This window comes from Arsukibacterium sp., from assembly GCF_036735525.1.
Taxonomy (GTDB): domain Bacteria; phylum Pseudomonadota; class Gammaproteobacteria; order Enterobacterales; family Alteromonadaceae; genus Alishewanella.
Window position 1 is genome coordinate 1 of sequence record NZ_DAINOE010000063.1, and the last position, 19,092, is coordinate 19,092.

The 19,092-nt window shown below is 46.8% G+C and carries 16 protein-coding genes; all 16 read left to right on the forward strand.

The features are described 5' to 3' along the window. A partial coding sequence (locus V7D78_RS12240) for an alpha/beta hydrolase (protein WP_333608737.1) occupies positions 1 to 432 on the forward strand: 432 nt, incomplete at its 5' end. A gap of 97 nt (positions 433 to 529) precedes the next feature. Then, positions 530 to 934 (forward strand): hypothetical protein, encoded by a 405-nt coding sequence (locus V7D78_RS12245; protein WP_333608738.1) that lies wholly within the window; start codon positions 530 to 532, stop codon positions 932 to 934. Between the two features lie 46 nt (positions 935 to 980). Further along, positions 981 to 1,289: a hypothetical protein gene (locus V7D78_RS12250; RefSeq protein WP_333608739.1), complete on the forward strand. Its 309-nt coding sequence runs from the start codon at positions 981 to 983 to the stop codon at positions 1,287 to 1,289. Positions 1,290 to 1,456: 167 nt separating this feature from the next. Then, positions 1,457 to 2,485, forward strand: coding sequence for a succinylglutamate desuccinylase (gene astE / locus V7D78_RS12255; RefSeq protein ID WP_333608740.1), 1,029 nt, complete (start codon positions 1,457 to 1,459; stop codon positions 2,483 to 2,485). Positions 2,486 to 2,684: 199 nt separating this feature from the next. Then, on the forward strand, positions 2,685 to 3,869 hold the full coding sequence (locus V7D78_RS12260) for a thiamine pyrophosphate-dependent dehydrogenase E1 component subunit alpha (protein ID WP_333608741.1): 1,185 nt from the start codon (positions 2,685 to 2,687) through the stop codon (positions 3,867 to 3,869). Further along, positions 3,869 to 4,846 carry an alpha-ketoacid dehydrogenase subunit beta gene (locus V7D78_RS12265; protein WP_333608742.1) on the forward strand — a complete coding sequence of 326 codons (978 nt, stop codon included), beginning with the start codon at positions 3,869 to 3,871 and terminating at the stop codon, positions 4,844 to 4,846. Before V7D78_RS12260 ends, V7D78_RS12265 begins: the two co-directional genes overlap by 1 nt. 9 nt (positions 4,847 to 4,855) lie before the next feature. Then, entirely contained in the window at positions 4,856 to 6,484 is a 1,629-nt protein-coding gene (locus V7D78_RS12270) for a dihydrolipoyllysine-residue acetyltransferase (protein WP_333608743.1), read from the forward strand. 101 nt (positions 6,485 to 6,585) lie between these two features. Continuing rightward, positions 6,586 to 8,046, forward strand: a complete 1,461-nt coding sequence (locus V7D78_RS12275) for an AAA family ATPase (RefSeq protein ID WP_333608744.1) — start codon at positions 6,586 to 6,588, stop codon at positions 8,044 to 8,046. Further along, positions 8,033 to 9,883, forward strand: coding sequence for a protein kinase domain-containing protein (locus V7D78_RS12280; protein WP_333608745.1), 1,851 nt, complete (start codon positions 8,033 to 8,035; stop codon positions 9,881 to 9,883). The genes V7D78_RS12275 and V7D78_RS12280 overlap by 14 nt, the downstream gene beginning before the upstream one ends. 134 nt (positions 9,884 to 10,017) lie before the next feature. Continuing rightward, positions 10,018 to 10,491, forward strand: a complete 474-nt coding sequence (locus tag V7D78_RS12285) for a GAF domain-containing protein (protein ID WP_333608746.1) — start codon at positions 10,018 to 10,020, stop codon at positions 10,489 to 10,491. After that, positions 10,488 to 10,841 (forward strand): hypothetical protein, encoded by a 354-nt coding sequence (locus V7D78_RS12290; protein ID WP_333608747.1) that lies wholly within the window; start codon positions 10,488 to 10,490, stop codon positions 10,839 to 10,841. The genes V7D78_RS12285 and V7D78_RS12290 overlap by 4 nt, the downstream gene beginning before the upstream one ends. Beyond that, positions 10,834 to 11,547, forward strand: a complete 714-nt coding sequence (proQ, locus tag V7D78_RS12295) for an RNA chaperone ProQ (RefSeq protein WP_333608748.1) — start codon at positions 10,834 to 10,836, stop codon at positions 11,545 to 11,547. Before V7D78_RS12290 ends, proQ begins: the two co-directional genes overlap by 8 nt. A gap of 17 nt (positions 11,548 to 11,564) precedes the next feature. After that, entirely contained in the window at positions 11,565 to 13,616 is a 2,052-nt protein-coding gene (prc, locus tag V7D78_RS12300) for a carboxy terminal-processing peptidase (RefSeq protein ID WP_333608749.1), read from the forward strand. A gap of 127 nt (positions 13,617 to 13,743) precedes the next feature. Next, complete coding sequence (locus V7D78_RS12305; RefSeq protein ID WP_333608750.1) at positions 13,744 to 15,075, forward strand: sodium-dependent transporter; 1,332 nt, start codon at positions 13,744 to 13,746, stop codon at positions 15,073 to 15,075. A gap of 78 nt (positions 15,076 to 15,153) precedes the next feature. Then, the gene (gene nhaC / locus V7D78_RS12310) at positions 15,154 to 16,635 is read left to right on the forward strand and encodes a Na+/H+ antiporter NhaC (RefSeq protein ID WP_333608751.1); all 1,482 of its coding nucleotides are present in this window, start codon (positions 15,154 to 15,156) and stop codon (positions 16,633 to 16,635) included. Positions 16,636 to 16,757: 122 nt separating this feature from the next. Then, on the forward strand, positions 16,758 to 19,092 hold a 2,335-nt coding region (pepN, locus tag V7D78_RS12315), incomplete at its 3' end, for an aminopeptidase N (protein ID WP_333608752.1).

Sequence of the window (19,092 nt, forward strand, 5' to 3'; positions counted from 1 at the left end):
AAATCGCTGGCCGGATCATCCCGAAATACGCATTATCGAGCGAGCAAAACAGATAGAACCTTTGTAGGTAATTCACTAGGTGGTTTGTTTGGTGCTTTCATTTTGTTAACTGAACCGGATCTTTTTTCAAACTACATACTAGGTAGCCCATCTGTTTGGTTTGACGACAACGCCATATTAAATGCTTCATTTTCAAAACCGCAAACGAAGATAAAAGTGTATTTATCCGTAGGCGAGCATGAAACTCCAGCTTTTGGCGAAGGGCAAGACATGGTTGCAGGAGCGGTGCAACTTAGAGACAAGATTGCTGCATATCGTAGTACAGACATCGAGATTAACTTTTCAATCATCTCTGGCGCAAGTCACACTACAGCATTCCCGACTACAGCTATTCAAGGCTTGGATTGGGTATATGGTATAAAACGGAAATGATGTATAACAAACTGTGGCATTCAGGGCCTGCTGCCCCTGTGATTCTCTGCGCTGCTGCGCGGGTTACCTCAAGGTTAGGCTTAATAGGTGATTCCAAATGTTGAAGTTTTTGCTAATTTGTCTCTCTGGTGCTTTGGTGATTTATTTTTTATATCCCAGTCCGCCTGAAGCTCGAGAGTGGCTTGCTAAAAATAATAATCCGTATGCTTTAGCGGGTAATAGATTTTTCGGTACTGAAGATGCGAAGACATTCGTAGAGTCGCTTTATGCGCTTGGCGCAGTTAAAGTTCAAATCCCAAGGGATGCGATTTATTCGGACAAAAAAAGAATTGAAGAAGAAGGGGGGCCCTACGCTGACGCATTATTGGTTACACTACCAAGATCGCAAACTGAAATAGAGGCCTTATTTGAGGTATTTAGAGCAGAAGCGTCGCGTCAAGGGATGGTCTTTAACTCAGAAGAAGATGTAAGAAATAATAAGGCTTTACTTTGGTGGGATTAAATAAAAAACTGCTGGGATAGCACCGAAGTTTAATATAAGGAAATTGATGATGATAAGGCTAATATTAAATCTTACAGTATTGCTAAATGTTAGTGCCATCTACTATTTTCGAAACTATACAAATTCAAGTGAAAAAGTCGCTTTCTTTAGCGGTATTACCGGCCTGGTTTGCCTGCCGCTAGCTGGTCTGGGTTTACTTCTTGGCGCTACCAATATTCAGGGCGTTCATGGCGACCTGGGAGGATACGCAGTGGTAATGTTAATTTTGTTTTTTGCTACTTGTGTCTCAGCTTATGAATTGACAAGAGTATTCGTTAAAAAAGCCGATGTTAAAAATACCCATAAAAAAGAATAACTTACAGTGCAATTATATATCATTGAGGCTGTATGAATATTTGGAACTCAGCTAAACTTTTCACTGCAACAGCCTGATGCTGAACCGTGTTTATTGCTTAAAACTGGGTTAGAATCGACCTCAGATAAGTGTTGCAGTATTTTCGAAGTAGATAGGGAGCAGGCGCAATGCCATTAAGCTTAGTAGAAAATGGGGATTTTCTGGCCCTGACCTTAGCGAATCCGGATGGTTTAGCGCCATCGCATTTTACCCTTGATAATGGCACTGAAGTGCAAATTTGGGATACCGGGGTGATTTGCTTTACGCCAGCGGGCGATAGCAGTAAAGATATAGTGTTATCCAGCGGTGTGCATGGTAACGAAACCGCGCCTATAGAATTGTGTGCCGCCATAGTACGCGATGTTTTGCAGGGCAAGCTAGTGCTTAAAGAGCGGGTATTGGTGCTGTTTGGTAACCCTGCGGCAATAAATCAGGGTAGCCGGGAAATAAGTGAAAACCTTAATCGCTTATTTAGCGGCCACCATAGTAAGGGGGCGGGCCTGATTAATGCAGAGCGACTGCGGGCCCAGGCCTTAGAGCACTATGTCAGCCGGTTTTATCAACAACAAGGCCGCAAGCGTTATTTGTATGACTTACATACGGCTATTCGTGGCTCCCGTTTTGAGAAATTTGCCGTTTATCCTTATTTACATGACAAAGCCTGGCAGAAAAACCAATTTGAGTTTTTACTGCGCTGTGGCGTAGATACGGTGCTGCTGATGCAAACACCGGCCAGTACCTTTAGTTACTATGCCTCTAATGAACATGGCGCTGATTCTTTTACCATTGAACTGGGTAAGGTACAGCCGTTTGGCCAGAATGATATGCAGCGTTTTAGTCAGGCTGATCAGAGTTTACGTGACTTAATCACCGCGACAAAGGTCACCGAGCGGCCTTTTGCTGAGCAAGACTTTCACTTATACGAAGTGTATCGCTCTATTATTAAGCAAACCCAGGGCTTTAAACTGCATTTTGCCAATGACGTGGAAAACTTTACCTGCTATCCGGTGGGCACCTTGCTGGCCACCGACGATGATATGGAATACCGGGTAGAGCGTGAAGGTGAAGCGCTGATCTTTCCTAATGCTAATGTGGCTATTGGTCAGCGCGCTATGCTAATGGTGGTGCCTAAGTCTGTGCAGGGCAGGTTAGCCTGACTTATCTGCAACCTTAAGCCGTATAATCTGTTTTACAGTAAATATAAGCTGACAGCCTCTTTGGCCGTCAGCTTTTTTTATGGCTACGCTTGGTTGCAATGCAGTTTACGTAAAGGTAAAGTTGGCCGGAAAATTATAAGAGTACCCGCTGCAGTACACTATATTCGTACAACATTGCAGTACAACCAAGAGAACCCTTATGACTAACCCAAACAATGCCACCATCACCACGGTGCATACTGCAGAATTTACTGCCGGTGATGCATTAAAAATTCCGACGCTGCGAATTTTAAAAGACGATGGCAGTCTGTACGAGGGCGCTATCGCCCCCGAGCTCGACAAAGCTACTGCCTTGAAAATGTACGATACCATGGTGTTTATCCGGGTATTAGATGAGCGGATGTTAGCCGCACAGCGCCAGGGCCGTATCAGCTTTTACATGCAATGCCTGGGCGAAGAAGCAGCCACCATCGGCAGTGCGGCTGCGCTGGATGAGCAGGATATGATAATGGCGCAATACCGCGAGCAGGGCGCGCTGCGCTATCGTGGTTTTACGCTCGAGCAGTTTATGAATCAGCTGTTCTCCAATGAAAAAGATTTAGGCAAAGGCCGGCAAATGCCGGTGCATTATGGTAGTAAAGATATTTACTACATGACTATCTCCTCGCCGTTGGGTACACAAATCCCACAAGCCAGTGGTTATGCCTATGCACAAAAACTGCGTGGCCTGAAAAACACCACCATTTGTTATTTTGGTGAAGGCGCGGCTTCTGAAGGCGATTTTCATGCCGGTTTAAATATGGCCGCGGTGCACAAAGCCCCGGTGATCTTTTTCTGTCGTAACAATGGTTATGCCATTTCTACCCCGGCTAACGAACAATTTGTCGGTGACGGCATTGCCTGCCGGGCCGTGGGTTATGGCATGAAGTCTCTAAGGGTAGACGGTGCTGATATTCTGGCGGTGTACCAGGCCACTAAGATGGCACGTGACTATGCGCTTGAGCATAACGAGCCGGTATTAATTGAATCTATGGCTTATCGTTTAGGCGCACATTCCTCTTCTGATGATCCCAGCGGCTATCGCTCAAAAGAAGAAGAGGCGCTGTGGCGTAAAAACGACCCGGTACTGCGCTTTAAACTGTATTTACAAGCCAAAGGCTGGCTCGATGAAGCCGAAGATCAGGCCAAAACGGATGCCTTGCGTACTGAAATCCTTGATGCCTTAAAAGTGGCGGAAAAAGTGGCTAAGCCAGGCATTGAGCACTTAATTTCTGATGTGTATCACACACCGATCCCGGCCTTACAGCAACAATTAGATGAATTAAAAGTGCATATCCGTAAATATCCGGATGCCTATCCTATTACCTCAGGGAGACTCGACTAATGGCTAAAATGAATATGTTGCAGGCCATTAATAATGCGCTCGACCTGGCCATGGCAAAAGATGACAGCGTCGTGTGCTTTGGCGAAGACGTTGGCCACTTTGGCGGTGTATTTCGGGCCACCAGTAAATTGCAGGAAAAATACGGCAAGGCGCGCTGTTTTAATACGCCGCTGACCGAGCAGGGAATTGCCGGTTTTGCCAATGGTATGGCTTCGCAAGGCATGAAGCCGGTGGCAGAAATACAGTTTGCGGATTATATCTTTCCGGCTTTTGACCAAATCGTCAACGAAACCGCCAAGTTCCGCTACCGCTCAGGCAATGAATTTAATGTTGGTGGTTTAGTGTTTCGCACCCCTTATGGAGGTGGTATTGCCGGTGGTCATTACCACAGCCAGTCGCCTGAAGCCTATTTTGCGCATACACCGGGCTTAAAAATTATGGTACCGCGTGACCCTTATCAGGCAAAAGGCTTATTGCTGGCGGCCATTGCCAGTGAAGATCCGGTGATATTTTTTGAACCGAAAAAACTGTACCGGGCCTCCACCGGTGAAGTACCCGAAGACTATTATGAGTTACCCATAGGTGAAGCCGAAGTGCTGCAAAGCGGCACTGATGTCACTGTGCTGGCCTGGGGCGCGCAGATGGAAATCGTACAAAAAGCGGTAGAAATGGCTGAAAAAGAGGGCATTTCCTGCGAAGTGATCGACTTGCGTAGCATATTGCCATGGGACGCCGATACCGTTGCCGCCTCTGTGAAAAAGACCGGCCGTCTGGTGATTAACCATGAAGCGCCATTAACCGGTGGTTTTGCCGGTGAAATTGCCGCCACTATTCAGAAAATGTGTTTTTTACATCTGGAAAGCCCGATTGAACGGGTCTGTGGTATGGATACACCTTATCCACTGGCGCTGGAAAAAGAATACGTGGCCGATCATCTGAAAACCTACGAAGCGATTAAACGCTCGGTAACCTTCTAAGGGGGCAGCATGCAACAGGATTTTATTCTGCCGGATATCGGTGAAGGTATTGTTGAGTGTGAAATTGTCGAATGGCTGGTCAATGAAGGCGATACTATTGTTGAAGATCAGCCGGTATGTGATGTCATGACCGATAAGGCTTTGGTACAAATACCTGCGGTGTACAACGGTGTGGTCAGTAAACTGTATTATGCCAAAGGCGAGATAGCCAAGGTGCATCAACCGCTGTTTGCGATGCAAGTGGCAGGTTCAGCGGCGCCTGCAGATAGTCCGACAGCTGAGTCCAACAAAGCTGAAGCTAACAAAGTTGAAGCGACAACAGTAACTAAATCCGCAGGCCAAAGCCGGCTGGAAGACTTTATCCTGCCTGATATCGGCGAGGGTATTGTTGAGTGCGAGATTGTTGACTGGTTAGTCGCTGAAGGCGATGACATTGTCGAAGATCAGCCCGTGTGTGATGTTATGACCGACAAAGCCTTAGTGCAAATTCCGGCCAAATACTCAGGTAAAGTGAGCAAGCTGTATTACGCTAAAGGTGAGATTGCTAAGGTGCATCAGGCGTTATTTGCGATGCAAATAGCGGATGGGGCAGCGCAGCTTTCTGCGGAATCCAGTCATGTAGAGCTGAGCACTGCTGCGCCAAGTGCAGGCCATAGCTCTTCAGCCAAGACTGGCTTAGTGAACAATACACAGAGTAATGCATCAAACTCTCCGGCTCCGTCTGGCAAAGCACTGGCCAGTCCGGCGGTGCGGCGCTTAGCGCGTGAGCTCAGTGTGGATTTAACTCAGGTCGCGGGCTCTGGTGATAAAGGGCGGGTGTATAAGCAAGATGTACAGGCCTTTGTTGATGCTGGCCGCAAGCCTGCTACTGAAGCAACCACTCGCGCTCAAGCTCCCGCCGTTACTCAAGCTGCAGCTGCAGCAGGGCGCAGCATACTGAAAACCGAGCCGATTAAGGGCATTAAAGCCGCTATGGCGCGGCAAATGGCCGATTCGGTGGCCACGATTCCGCACTTTACCTATTGTGAGGAAATTGATTTAACAGATTTAATTGCACTGCGACAGCAGTTAAAAGATCAGTATGCCAAACAGGGTGTGAAACTGACGATGATGCCATTTTTTATGAAGGCGTTATCTCTGGCCATCTCGGAATTCCCTATTATGAACAGCCAGCCTAATGCCGATTGCACTGAGCTAAGTTACTTTAGCGAGCATAATATCGGGGTAGCGGTTGATTCAAAAATTGGTTTGCTAGTACCTAATGTCAAAGGCTGTGAGCAAAAATCGATTTTAGACATTGCCGCAGAGCTGACCCGCTTAAAGGACGCGGCGCGCGATGGCAGAGTCAGCCCGGCTGATTTAAAAGGCGGCACTATTACCATCTCTAACATTGGTGCTATAGGCGGCACTGTGGCTACGCCGATTATCAATAAACCTGAAGTGGCGATAGTGGCACTGGGCAAGGTGCAAAACCTGCCGCGCTATAACGCTAAGGGCGAAGTGGTGGCAAGGCAACTGATGCAAATCAGCTGGTCTGGCGATCACCGTATTATTGATGGCGGCACCATAGCGCGCTTTACTAATCTCTGGAAACAATACCTGGAACAACCTTCCACTATGTTGCTGTCAATGCGATAAGCGGCTAAAGCACTTGGAAAGGTGCGGCGTTTCTGCTAAAACCCACTGTGATCAGTGGGTTTTTTTATGCCTGCCAAAATTAGTAGCAAATAAGGTATCAGATGCACGAATTTGATGATTTACGGGTGTTAGTTCAGGCGCGTAGCCCCTTAATTATTATTGAAAGTTATGAAGAGTTACGTGCTTTGGCGCTGATTAAACGCCTGGCAGTAAATTTATTTCGCCCAGTATTCCAGTGGACCATTACTGATGGCTTACTGCGGCTGGATAAGGAGAGCAGTGCCCAGGCCTTTAATACCGAGCCGGATAAGTTGCTGGCGCAAATAAAAGGCACCCGCAGCCCGGGTATTTATGTGCTGTGTGACTTTCATCCCTTTTTAGCTGAGCCGCGTAATGTGCGCTTTTTAAAAGAGATTGCCCAGGCCCACGATCAGCTGGGTCACACCATAATACTGCTGAGTTATGCCATTAATTTGCCGCCTGAATTAGCCCGGCTCAGTTATCGTTTTCAGTTACATTTGCCCAGTGATCAGCAAATCCGCCAGCTTATCCATGAAATGGCCGAGCATTACACCCGGCAGCACAATATGCTGGTGGATATGGCGCCGGCGGAAGTGGCCAATTTAGTAAAGAATTTGCGCGGTTTGACCTTTGAAGAAGTAAAACGGCTGTCTTATAAAGCCATTGCCAATGATGGCGCTATTACTGCGGCCGATTTACCACGTATCAATAAGGCGAAATTTAATCTACTGCAAACCGATGGTGTGTTGGCACAGGTATATGACAGCAAAACACTGGATCAGGTAATAGGTTTACCCCATTTAAAACGCTGGCTCAGTCACCGTCAACCGGCGTTTGTGAAAGGTGGCAAAGATATGCCCAAGGGCATTTTATTAACCGGGGTGCAGGGTACAGGTAAAAGCCTGGCAGCCAAGGCCATTGCTGGCAGCTGGGCGCTGCCATTGCTACGGCTGGACATGGCGGCGCTCTATAATAAATACATCGGCGAAACTGAAAAAAATCTTCTACAAGCGCTTAACCTGGCTGATGCGATGTCTCCCTGTGTATTGTGGATTGATGAAATTGAAAAAGGCATGGCCAGTAGCGATAACGATAATGGCGTATCCAGACGCCTGCTGGGGATCTTTTTAACCTGGATGTCGGAGCGTAAAGGTCAGGTATTTATGGTGGCAACGGCAAATAATATTACCGAGTTGGCACCTGAGTTACTGCGCAAGGGCCGTTTTGATGAAATCTTTTTTGTCGACCTGCCAGGTGACGAAGAGTGCCTGGCTTTGCTGGCACTGCATTTATCCTTGCGCGATATTAAGCTGGACACGCCAGCGTTAGCGCCATGCCTGGCCTTATGTCAGGGCTTTTCTGGCGCCGAGTTGGAGCAGGCGGTGGTAGGAGCCTGTTATCGCGCGACGGCAGACGAGGTGGCGTTCTCGCTGGATTACTTACTGGCTGAGCTGGCAGAAACCCAGCCATTATCGGTGGTGATGGCCGAGCAATTGCAGGCGCTGCGCCAGTGGGCCAGCCAGCGCTGTGTCAGAGCCTGATATGCTGGAAAAAAACCAACTTCGCAATTTTTATATCCCTGAAGAGCAGTCGATTTATCTGCTTAATGCCAATGACGCAAAAAAGCTGAAAGACTGGGTGGCCTTGTGCATCAGTAAACTGGAAAAACTCGGCTATCGTCATATTGAGCTGATTGGTAAGGGCGCTTATGGTTTTGCCTTTGCCGGCTTTGCGGTTGATGATCAGTGTTATGTGTTTAAATTTTCGCGCATTAATTTGCCGCTGCATATTCAGGAGCGCCTGGCTGACGAAGCCTATATGTTATCGCAGGTAGTTCACCCGGCGGTACCCGCCTTTGTCACCTATCAGGTGATACGTAAGCAAGGCATTCTGATGATGGGGCGTGCGCCAGGCATAGATATGGAGCAGGTCAGTTTACAGCAAGGCCGTTTATCTGCCCGCATGCTGATTGATGTGGCGGCACTACTGGCACAGTTATTACTGTTTTTACGCCGCTTACAAAAGGATGGCCTGCCCGCACCTATAGTACATGGCGATATTAAGCCGTCAAACCTGGTTTACGACAAGCAGACGGGCCGGGTAAGCCTTATTGATTGGGGCTCATCGGTTTATGCGCAACTAGATGAGCAGGGTCAGCATATTGCGACAAACGTTATGCAGTTGATGTCGGCCGATTTACAGCATTCCAATGCCCGGCTGGGTGATGTCTATTTTATTGGTAGCGAGCAGCGTAGTGGCCAGTTATCCTCAGTACGTTTTGATGAGCAAGGGGTGGCGGGTACCTTGTATGCACTTGCTTCAGGTCAGTCTTGTCGCTTTGGTTATAAAGCTATTCCGGCCAGAAGCCTCGGTTTACCGCTTGAATTTGCCACCATGCTGGATGCGATGTTGTCTGATGATCAGGCATTGCGTTATAAGGCGGGTGATTATTTTATTGTCAATATGCCAAGGTTACAGCAACTGGTGCTGCCTGAATTAGCCTTATTTGACGATAGGCCGTTGTTACCGGTGTGGGTCAGCCCGCAGCGAAGAGAGCTGGATACGGTAGTATACTCGTCACGTAAATCCTTTTTGCGTGAGCATAACGCCAACGACAATATAGCTTTGGTTGATGATGCGCAGCTTGAGCGTTATTACAAGAATTACCTGGATGGCATGGGGGATAAAGAAAAAGCCTTCATTGCCGCAGTAAGCCGTTTAGCGCGTTTTCCTGTGGTCGGTGGCATCGCTATTCACTGGCAGTCCAGCGGGGTCTATATAGATTCAAGCCTGAATTTATATGATGACAGTCTGCAACAGGCTTTTGCGCTGGCGGTCAATAATGTAGTGACATTAGCGCGGGCTATTGCCAGAGTCGGCATTTTTAAAGCCTGTTTATTTAATGCCCGAAATACCTTACACCTCTCAAGAGAAAGCACCGCAGCACCTTTCGTCGTGCCTGATAACAGTCGTATTCCCTATCAGTTGGCGCCGGTGCTGAGTACTGAAGAGGCCAGTAAGCAGCATTCTTACTTTGAGGATGGAAAAGATCCAGATGAACAGCTGGTGTTACCCGATGCCATTATGGATGATATCGCCAGCTTAAATTTAATTCGTCATACCGGTTGTATTATTTTTGAAGTCACGCCACTTTATATGAAAATTCACAGTTATTACCGCTTACTGGACCCGGAAGCCGAGCCACGTTTTGCCCAGTTGCTGGACAGTATAATCAGTAAGGTTGCGCTGATTAGTGGTGAGGGGGTAGGCGGATTTATGAAACTACCTTACAAAGACACCCGGCATTTTAGTTTGCAGATGCAAGCACCCCAGCAACTCTATCCGGCCAATCCCTATGCTGTTGATAACGCAGTTTGATGTTTTTTTAGGCAAGGTTGGCTTTTTCTGCCACAACCTCGTTATTTGCAGCGGGCTTTGCGTTAAAAAAGGTTTAATTCAGGCTTTAAAACAAGTAATGTAGTGGCTCTTGTTAAGTGCAGCAGAATTTTTTAATGTCCAGCGAAAAATCCGCAATGTATGATCTGCTATTGCAGCAGGGGCAAGCTCTTGTAGAGCATGAATCTGATCTTATTGCCAACATGGCTAACCTAAGTGCGCTACTCTTTAATTCATTGCCTGATTTAAATTGGGCCGGTTTTTATATAATGCGCGATGGTGAACTCGTGCTGGGTCCTTTTCAGGGGCAGGTAGCATGCGTACGGATCCCGGTAGGAAAGGGTGTCTGTGGTACTGCGGTGGCCACTGGTGAAGTACAATTAGTCAAAGATGTACATGAGTTTCCTGGCCATATTGCCTGTGATGCTGCCAGTAACTCTGAGATAGTGCTTCCGGTGCGCCAGAGCGGCGCTATTATAGCGGTACTGGATATTGACAGTCCTTTATTGGCGCGCTTTGATGAGCAGGATAAACAGGGATTACAGCAGTTAGTGGCGATGTTTGAGCAGCATTTGGTCAAGTCAACATGAAAGAACTAGCCTCAGTACATGATTATTTGTTGTCAGTCAGTGACGTAGGTGACTGGGAAGGCGAAGAAGAATATGTGACTGATACTTTTAATGCTGTAGTGCATGCTGTATGGCAGGCATTGCCTGAGGATATGGCTGCTGAGCAAATTGATGAACTGATGCCCATGTTATGGCAGCAGTTAGGTAGAGATACCGTATTACTCGATGCCGACGAGGACGAGTTAATTGGCTGGGCAATTGGTTTTGTCCAACAACAAATAGATGAAGGGGCATCGGATGAGCAAGACGCTGCAGACGATGACCAACCAGACGACTTTATAGACGACAACACAGATGATAACAATGACTGACGCTACTCCGATGACTGATACTCTGGCTACTGAGACTGTTGCGACAAGCAATAAACCGACTAATGTTAAAGAAGTACTGGCCCTGCTGGCGCAACAGTTTCCGCGCTGTTTCAGTATTCAGGGTGAGATACAGCCACTTAAGGTAGGCATCTTCCAGGATTTAGCGCTGAGACTGGCTGATGAGGGGCTAATTAGTAAAACACAGTTACGCCAGGCGCTTAGGGTTTATACCTCCAGCTGGCGCTATTTAGAAGCGACCAAAGCCGGCGTTGCCAGGGTTGATTTAGATGGTGTTGCCGGTGAGGTCATTGACGAACAGCAAGCAGAACATGCCAGTAAAATCCTGGCTGAGAGCAAACTAAAAGCGGCTGAAAGCCGTAAAACCAAATTACAACAACAGCGTGCCCAGGCAAATCCAAAGCCTGAGCCGTCAGTAGTAAAAAATAAACCGAACAAAAAGCGTCCGGTACGCTCTAATACTCAGACAGCGAAGCCACAACCAGAAGCAGCCCCTGCTAGTAATGCTGTTGCACCGTTAACAGCTGTAGCCAATGAAGATTTAAAAGTAGGGGCCAGTGTGCTGGTGAAATTAGGGCAAAGCCCGATGTCGGCGACAGTACTCGAAGCCCATGGCCAAGATGTGACCGTGCAGCTTGGCTCTGGTATGGTGATTAAAACCCGTCAGGATAATTTGTTTCAGGCCTGACCAATACAGAGTTGCTTATGAATAAGATAACTGCTATCAGTGCTGCCATATTGCTCTCCTTTGGATTGCAGGCTTCGCCTGTGCCAACAGTGAGCCAGCAAAATGCCCCTGCGCCAAAAGAAAATCTGGTGTTACCTGAGCTGAACCAGTCGGCGCAACATGCCACCGCCAGTAAACGGATTGCCGCCTTGTTCACGCGCAGTCATTATTTGCCGGTGCAATTAAATGATGAGTTATCAGCCAGGGTGTTTGATATTTATCTGCGTAATCTTGATTATTTCCGCAATGTGCTGCTAAAAAGTGATATCGAAGCTTTTGAAACCTATAGGCACCAGTTTGATGATGCTATCAATAAAGGCAATCTGAATTTTGCTTTTGATATGTTCAGTCTGACATTGGAAAGACGTATTGAACGCTTTGATTATGCACTGGCATTACTGGATGAAGAGTTTGATTTTGCCGAAGACGATGCATATCATTACGACCGTGAAGAAGCCGATTTTCCCGCTACTACGGCTGAGCTTAACGAATTATGGCGGCAACGGGTTAAGTTTGATGCGCTTAATTTAAAGCTGACTGGCAAAACCCTGGATGAAAGCCGTGACATTTTGCGTAAGCGTTATCAGAACACGCAAAAACGCTTTACGCAAACACAAAGCGAAGACGTTTTTCAATTGGTAATGAATGCCTTTGCCCGGGCTATTGAGGCTCATACTTCTTATTTATCCCCCCGTAATGCTGATCGCTTTCAACAGGAAATGAATCTGTCACTTGAAGGCATTGGTGCGGTGCTCAGGGCAGATGAGGACTATACCGTTATTCAGAGCCTGGTACCTGGCGGCCCGGCAGATTTAACCCAGCGTTTAAAACCAAAAGACCGGATTATTGGTGTGGCACAGGACAAGAAAGACTTTGTCGATGTGATTGGCTGGCGATTAGATGATGTGGTCGATCTGATTAAAGGGCCTAAAGGCAGCACCGTGCGTTTACAAGTGCTGGGTGGCAACGATATTGGCAATAATAATTCACAGGTTGTGACTATAATTCGAGACAAAATTCGTCTGGAAGACCGTGCGGCCAAAGCCGAAGTTTTCACGCCGCGATTAGGCCAGCTTGATCACAATATTGGCGTGATTAGTATTCCTGGCTTTTATAACAACCTGGCGGAAGACGTTAAAAAGTTACTGGTAGAGTTAAAAGAGCAGAAAGTGGATGGCGTCATTGTCGATTTACGAGGCAATGGTGGTGGTTCACTGCAAGAAGCTACGCTGCTGACCGGTTTGTTTATTGATCGTGGCCCAGTGGTGCAAATTCGCTATGGCGATGGCAAGGTTCAGGAGTCGCAGGACAACGATGGTATCAGCTATTACGATGGCCCACTGACCGTGTTGGTAGACCGCTATAGTGCCTCGGCATCAGAAATCTTCGCTGCTGCAATGCAAGACTACGGTCGGGCGCTGATTGTTGGCGAGCAAACCTTTGGTAAAGGCACAGTACAACAACATCGTGGTTTAAGCCGTATTTACGATATGTTTGAAAACCCGTTGGGCAGTGTGCAATACACCATAGCTAAGTTTTATCGCATAAATGGTGGCAGTACTCAGCATCAGGGAGTGATCCCGGATATCCTTTTCCCCAGCGCCATTGATCCGGCAGAGTGGGGCGAGAGCAAAGAAGAGTACGCTTTGCCGTGGGATTCTATTGCTCCGGCACGGTACCGGCAATTAAGTGATATTCAGACATTAGTACCGGTACTGCAGGAAAAGCACCAAAAACGTATTGCAAAGGAAACAGAATTTAAATATTTGCTGGCAGATATTGAAGAGTACAAGCAGCAGCAACTGGAGAAAACCGTGTCGCTGCAAAAAGCTCAGCGTGTCGCTGAGCGCGAAAAAGATAAAGCCAGAGCGTTGGAGCGGGTTAATCAACGTCTGACTCGTTTTGAGTTACCTAAGGTAGAATCAGTGGATGATGCGCCAGAGATATTGAGTAAAATTGACCCCTTTTTGGAAGAAACCGCTAATATCACAGCTGATTTATTAATGATGAATCGCCTTGCGCGGCAGTAATTTCAAAGAGTCTGTATTAAAAGGCGGTATTTATACCGCCTTTTGTTCAGTTACGATATAACACAAAAACAACACTAAAATTTTGAACCATAACACTAACAATAAATTACAATTATAAAGGTTAACTATGGCAGCACGTGGTGAATTCAATTCCCGTATTGGTTTTATTCTGGCAGCAGCCGGCTCGGCAGTTGGGCTTGGTAATATCTGGGGTTTTCCGTCACAGGTGGCTAGTAACGGTGGTGCTGCCTTCGTCCTGATGTATTTGTTACTGGCCTTTTTATTAGCCTATCCGGTATTAATGGCTGAGTTGTTAATTGGTCGCGCGACTAAAGCTAATGTGGTAGATGCATTAGGTCAGGTGACTAACAGCCGTGTTGGTCGTGCTGTGGGAGTCTGGGGTATTATTACAGTATCTGGCATATTAGCATTTTACGGCATTGTTGGTTGCTGGATGCTGGCTTACAGCACTGAGGCTATTGTCAGATTGTTTGGATTGACTGATTTTGCGCATTGGCTGGTGACCTTTTCAGTTAGCCGTAATGTGATTTTCTGTGGTTTTTTTATGCTGCTTACTGTGGCTATCGTCAGTGGCGGAGTAGTTAATGGTATTGAGCGTTGGTCAGTGCGCCTGATGCCAACCTTGTTTATATTAATGCTGTTATTGTTTGGTTATGTGATGACACAAGATGGCGCAATTGAAGGCCTGAAGGTGTACTTACTACCAGATTTTTCGCAGGTGCTAAACCCCGATTTGCTAATTAGTGCCATGGGGCAAGCATTTTTTTCCATGTCCTTAGGCGTGGGCACTATGCTGATTTATGGCTCTTATGTCAGCCATAAAGAAAACTTACCTAAATTAGGGGCTTCGGTGGCGCTGATTGATATTGGTGTTGCCGTTTTAGCGGGCTTGGTGATTATCCCGGCAATGTATGTAGCCTTGAATCAGGGCGTACAAATATTTACTGATGATGGCGTCCTTATCGCTGGTGATACTCTGATCTTCTCCGTGCTACCGGCCTTATTTGATACCATGGGCCAGGTGGGCCTGATTGTCGCATTAGCGTTTTTTGTGTTAATGACGATTGCCTCTTTAACGTCGTCTATATCGATGCTGGAAGTGCCGGTGTCCTATCTGGTGGAGAGCCGTAACATTGGTCGTCACTGGGCTGTGTGGTTTGTCGCCGGGCTGATCTTTATCGCCAGCTTGATCATCATTGTTAATTTTGACAGTTTATTTGGCCTGGTCATCGCAGCGACCACCCGTTACAGCCAGCCGTTATTAGGCTTAATGTTATGTATTTTTGCCGGCTGGGTTTGGCATCGCAATACTATATTGGCCGAATTAAAGTTAGCAGATAGTCAGGCTGAGCAACGTATAATTTGGCGCATTTGGCCCTGGTACGTGAAATTTGTCTGCCCGGTGATTATTCTGTTTATGTTTTACCGTTCCTGGTAACAGGCACAACTTAGGTTCTTAATAACTATAACAACGACATAAGGCCAATGATGGCTTGTTGCTACTGGAGCATGCTTGATGTCTGAAAAACAACCCAGTTTCCTGGATGCCGCTACGCCAATAGTAGTGTTAATTGTGCTGCTGGCCAGCTCAGTGTATTTATTCGGAAATGACTCGTCATATGGTCCTAACCAAATAGCGCTGTTTATAGCGGCAGGTGTAGCTGCTGTTATCGGGCTTAAAAATGGTTATAGCTGGCGTTCACTGGAAGATGCCATGGTAAAGGGCATTTCATTGTCACTGGGCGCCGTGCTGATTTTACTATCGGTAGGTGCGTTAATTGGTACCTGGTTATTATCCGGCACAGTGCCTACGTTAATTTATTATGGTTTGCAGATTTTAACTCCAAACTGGTTTTATGCTGCCAGCTGTATGTTGTGCGGCATAGTGGCGATGAGTATTGGCAGTAGCTGGACTACCGCCGCCACTATAGGGGTGGCATTAATTGGTATTGCTACCGGCCTGGGCTTATCTCCGGCCATTACTGCCGGTGCGATAATTTCCGGCGCTTATTTTGGCGATAAAATTTCGCCGTTAAGTGAAACAACCAATTTAGCGCCAGCTGTGGCTGGCGCTGACTTGTTTGAACATATCCGCCATATGCTGTGGACCACCATCCCCAGTATAGTGTTGGCGTTACTATTATTCGTGTTAATCGGATTTAATGCCGATGTATCCTCAGATCTTGGTCGTATTGATAATATCAGCCAGGTGCTACAGCAACATTTTAATATAAGTTTATTTAGCCTGGTACCGCTGGTGGTGTTGTTATTGATGGCGATGAAAAAAGTTCCAGCGTTTCCGACGGTGTTTATCGGTGCGCTGTTAGGCGCGTTATGGGCGTTGTTATTTCAACAACAATTGTTAGCTTCACTGATTGCTACTGATTTAAATGTAGCCCTGGCTACCTTTAAATTGGTTTGGCAAACTTTATTTGCCGGCTTTTCCATGACTACCGGCAATGAAGAGATGGACCGATTGCTTAGTGGTGGTGGTATGGCCAGTATGCTTAATACTATCTGGTTAGTGTTTTCGGCTATGATGTTTGGCGCTGTGGTTGAAAAAATTGGCCTGTTACGTAAGTTTGTACAGTCGATTTTAGCCTTTGCCAAAAGTACCGGCTCCTTGCTAACCAGTACTATTGTTACCTGCTTTGCCACTAACATTCTAACTGCTGATCAATATATGTCGATAGTGATGCCAGGGCGGATGTTTAAAGAAGAATATGAACGTCGCGGCTTAGCGCCTGTTAATTTATCACGCTCGCTGGAAGATGGCGGTACTATTACCAGCCCATTGATCCCCTGGAATACTTGTGGTGCTTATATGCATGGTGTACTAGGGGTGAACCCGCTGGATTATCTGTTTTATGCGTTTTTCAACCTGATTAACCCGGTGCTATCTATTATTTATGCTTATCTTGGCATTAAAATTTTGCGTTTAACGCCTCCGGCTTCAGTGCAAAGTGAAGCAACTGCCATGAATTCATCCAGGAGCTGATGATACTGCCTGGGCTTTCTGGTCAGAGCTTGCAAGCCATTAATAAATAATGTTGTAACGCCACCTGCTGCATCTTGCAGTGGTGGCGCGCCTTGCCTTAAGTGCCTTTTGCAGGAGTCATTATGTCTTTAAGCAGCAGAAAAACCGCCACTCGTCTGGCCGACTATCAGCCACCCTCATTTCTTATTTCCTGCGTTGATTTACAATTTGAGCTGGCGCCAATTAACACCCGGGTCAGAGCTCGCATGACCTTGCAACGTCAGGGATCGGAGCAAACACTGAAACTGGACGGTGAGCAGTTAGAGTTAATCAGCTTACGGCTTGATGGCAAGCTGTTACAGCCAGATGATTATCAGCATGATGACACCTCCTTGCGTATTTTTAAGCTGCCTGAGCAGTTTGAATTAGAAATTGTGACCTCAATATCGCCTGAGTTGAATACCGCGTTAGAGGGGCTTTATCTGGCAAATGGTGTGTTTTGCACTCAATGTGAAGCTGAAGGTTTCAGACGCATCATGTTTTATCTGGACCGGCCTGATGTATTAGCGGTATTTACTACTACCGTCATTGCTGATAATGCTGCCTTTCCTTACCTGCTTGCTAATGGCAATAAAGTTGTTGAAGAATCTCTGAATGATGGCCGGAAAGCGGTTACCTGGCATGATCCCTTCCCCAAGCCCTGTTATTTATTTGCGTTGGTCGCCGGTGATTTTGACCTGCTACAAGATGAATTTATTACCCAATCCGGACGTAAAGTCAGCTTGCAAATCTTTGTAGATAAAGGCCAGCTTAGCCGCAGTCATTATGCTATGGGCGCGTTAAAGCGAGCCATGCGCTGGGATGAACAGCGGTTTAATCTTGAGTATGACTTAGATATTTTTATGCTGGTGGCGGTAGATTTTTTTAATATGGGCGCCATGGAAAACAAAGGTCTGAACATTTTTAACAGTAAGTATGTGCTGGCTGATGAGCAAAGCGCCACTGATCTGGATTTTTTTAATATAGAGTCCATTATTGGCCATGAGTATTTTCATAACTGGACCGGTAACCGCGTTACTTGCCGTGACTGGTTTCAATTGAGCTTAAAAGAGGGGCTGACGGTTTTTCGGGATCAGGAGTTTAGTGCTGATATGGCATCACCAACCTTAAACCGCATTGCTGCAGTAAAGCTTATTCGTACTGCGCAGTTTGCTGAAGATGCCAGCCCGATGGCGCACCCGATTCGGCCGGAGCAAGTGCTGGAAATGAATAATTTCTATACGGTAACGGTGTATGACAAAGGCGCCGAAGTGATCCGTATGCTACAAACCCTATTGGGTAAAGACGGTTTTAATCAGGGAATGACCCTGTACCTGCATCGACATGATGGTCAGGCAGTAACCTGTGATGATTTTGTGCAGGCTATGCAGGATGCTAATCAGCTGAATTTGAGTCAATTTAAGCGTTGGTATAGTCAATCGGGCACCCCTGAGCTTACTGTTACCGAGCATTATGATACAGATGCTCAGTGCTTAACGCTTGAGATTAAACAGTATACGCCGGCAACCGCTGATCAAACCGAAAAACTGCCATTAATGATGCCGGTCAATATTGAGTTATTAAGCTGTACCGCACAGGCGAAAACAGCTGAGACAAAACAGCTTTGCTCTAATCGTCATAGGCTGGTTGTCACCGAGGCAGAACAGCATTTTAGCTTTGAGCAGCTAAGCCAGCGTCCAACAGTGGTTTGGCTGGAGGATTTTTCGGCACCGGTAAAATTGATTCAGAGCGGCCGTACCCTTGATACCTGGTTACAGATTGCGGCACAGGCGAGTAATGACTTTGCCCGTTGGGATGCTATGCAGCAATTCTGGTTGCAGCTGTTCACTGAAACTCTGCAACAGGCTAAGCCGTGTCAACTGCCGTCTGCCTTATTAAGTATATACCGTCAATGGTTAGCGCAGCCATTGGCTGATTTAGCCCTGACAGCAGAATTACTGACCTTACCAGATTTTGATACCCTGGCTGAGCATTTTCAGCCCATTGATGTTGATGCCATACTGCTGGTATTGCAACAAGCAAGGCAACTGCTGGCTTCAAGCCTGCAACAACAATGGCTACAATGCTATCGTGGCTTGCCACAACAGGCCTATCAATATTCGGCGGCCGAAGTAGGCCGGAGACGACTGCGTCAGACATGCCTGGGATATCTGGCCTTAACTCATGATGGCTTGAGCCTGTGTACGTCTCATTATCATTCGTCTGATAATATGACCGATATTTTAGCGGCGCTTAATGCGGCCAGACAAGCTGCACTGCCGGGTTGTCAGCCTTTACTCAGTGATTTTGCCGATCACTGGCAGCATAATGTACAGGTGATGGACAAGTACTTTGGCCTGGTGGCCATGGATCCAACAGATATAGTGTTTGAGCAATTGCGTGTATTAGAGCAACATGCGCATTTTAGCTGGAAAAACC

Bases quoted from the DNA above. Each gene is read 5' to 3' on its own strand.
- V7D78_RS12245 (WP_333608738.1), top strand. From the start codon at position 530: ATGTTGAAGTTTTTGCTAATTTGTCTCTCTGGTGCTTTGGTGATTTAT.
- V7D78_RS12250 (WP_333608739.1), top strand. From the start codon at position 981: ATGATGATAAGGCTAATATTAAATCTTACAGTATTGCTAAATGTTAGT.
- astE (WP_333608740.1), top strand. From the start codon at position 1,457: ATGCCATTAAGCTTAGTAGAAAATGGGGATTTTCTGGCCCTGACCTTA.
- V7D78_RS12260 (WP_333608741.1), top strand. From the start codon at position 2,685: ATGACTAACCCAAACAATGCCACCATCACCACGGTGCATACTGCAGAA.
- V7D78_RS12265 (WP_333608742.1), top strand. From the start codon at position 3,869: ATGGCTAAAATGAATATGTTGCAGGCCATTAATAATGCGCTCGACCTG.
- V7D78_RS12270 (WP_333608743.1), top strand. From the start codon at position 4,856: ATGCAACAGGATTTTATTCTGCCGGATATCGGTGAAGGTATTGTTGAG.
- V7D78_RS12275 (WP_333608744.1), top strand. From the start codon at position 6,586: ATGCACGAATTTGATGATTTACGGGTGTTAGTTCAGGCGCGTAGCCCC.
- V7D78_RS12285 (WP_333608746.1), top strand. From the start codon at position 10,018: ATGTCCAGCGAAAAATCCGCAATGTATGATCTGCTATTGCAGCAGGGG.
- V7D78_RS12290 (WP_333608747.1), top strand. From the start codon at position 10,488: ATGAAAGAACTAGCCTCAGTACATGATTATTTGTTGTCAGTCAGTGAC.
- proQ (WP_333608748.1), top strand. From the start codon at position 10,834: ATGACTGACGCTACTCCGATGACTGATACTCTGGCTACTGAGACTGTT.
- prc (WP_333608749.1), top strand. From the start codon at position 11,565: ATGAATAAGATAACTGCTATCAGTGCTGCCATATTGCTCTCCTTTGGA.
- V7D78_RS12305 (WP_333608750.1), top strand. From the start codon at position 13,744: ATGGCAGCACGTGGTGAATTCAATTCCCGTATTGGTTTTATTCTGGCA.
- nhaC (WP_333608751.1), top strand. From the start codon at position 15,154: ATGTCTGAAAAACAACCCAGTTTCCTGGATGCCGCTACGCCAATAGTA.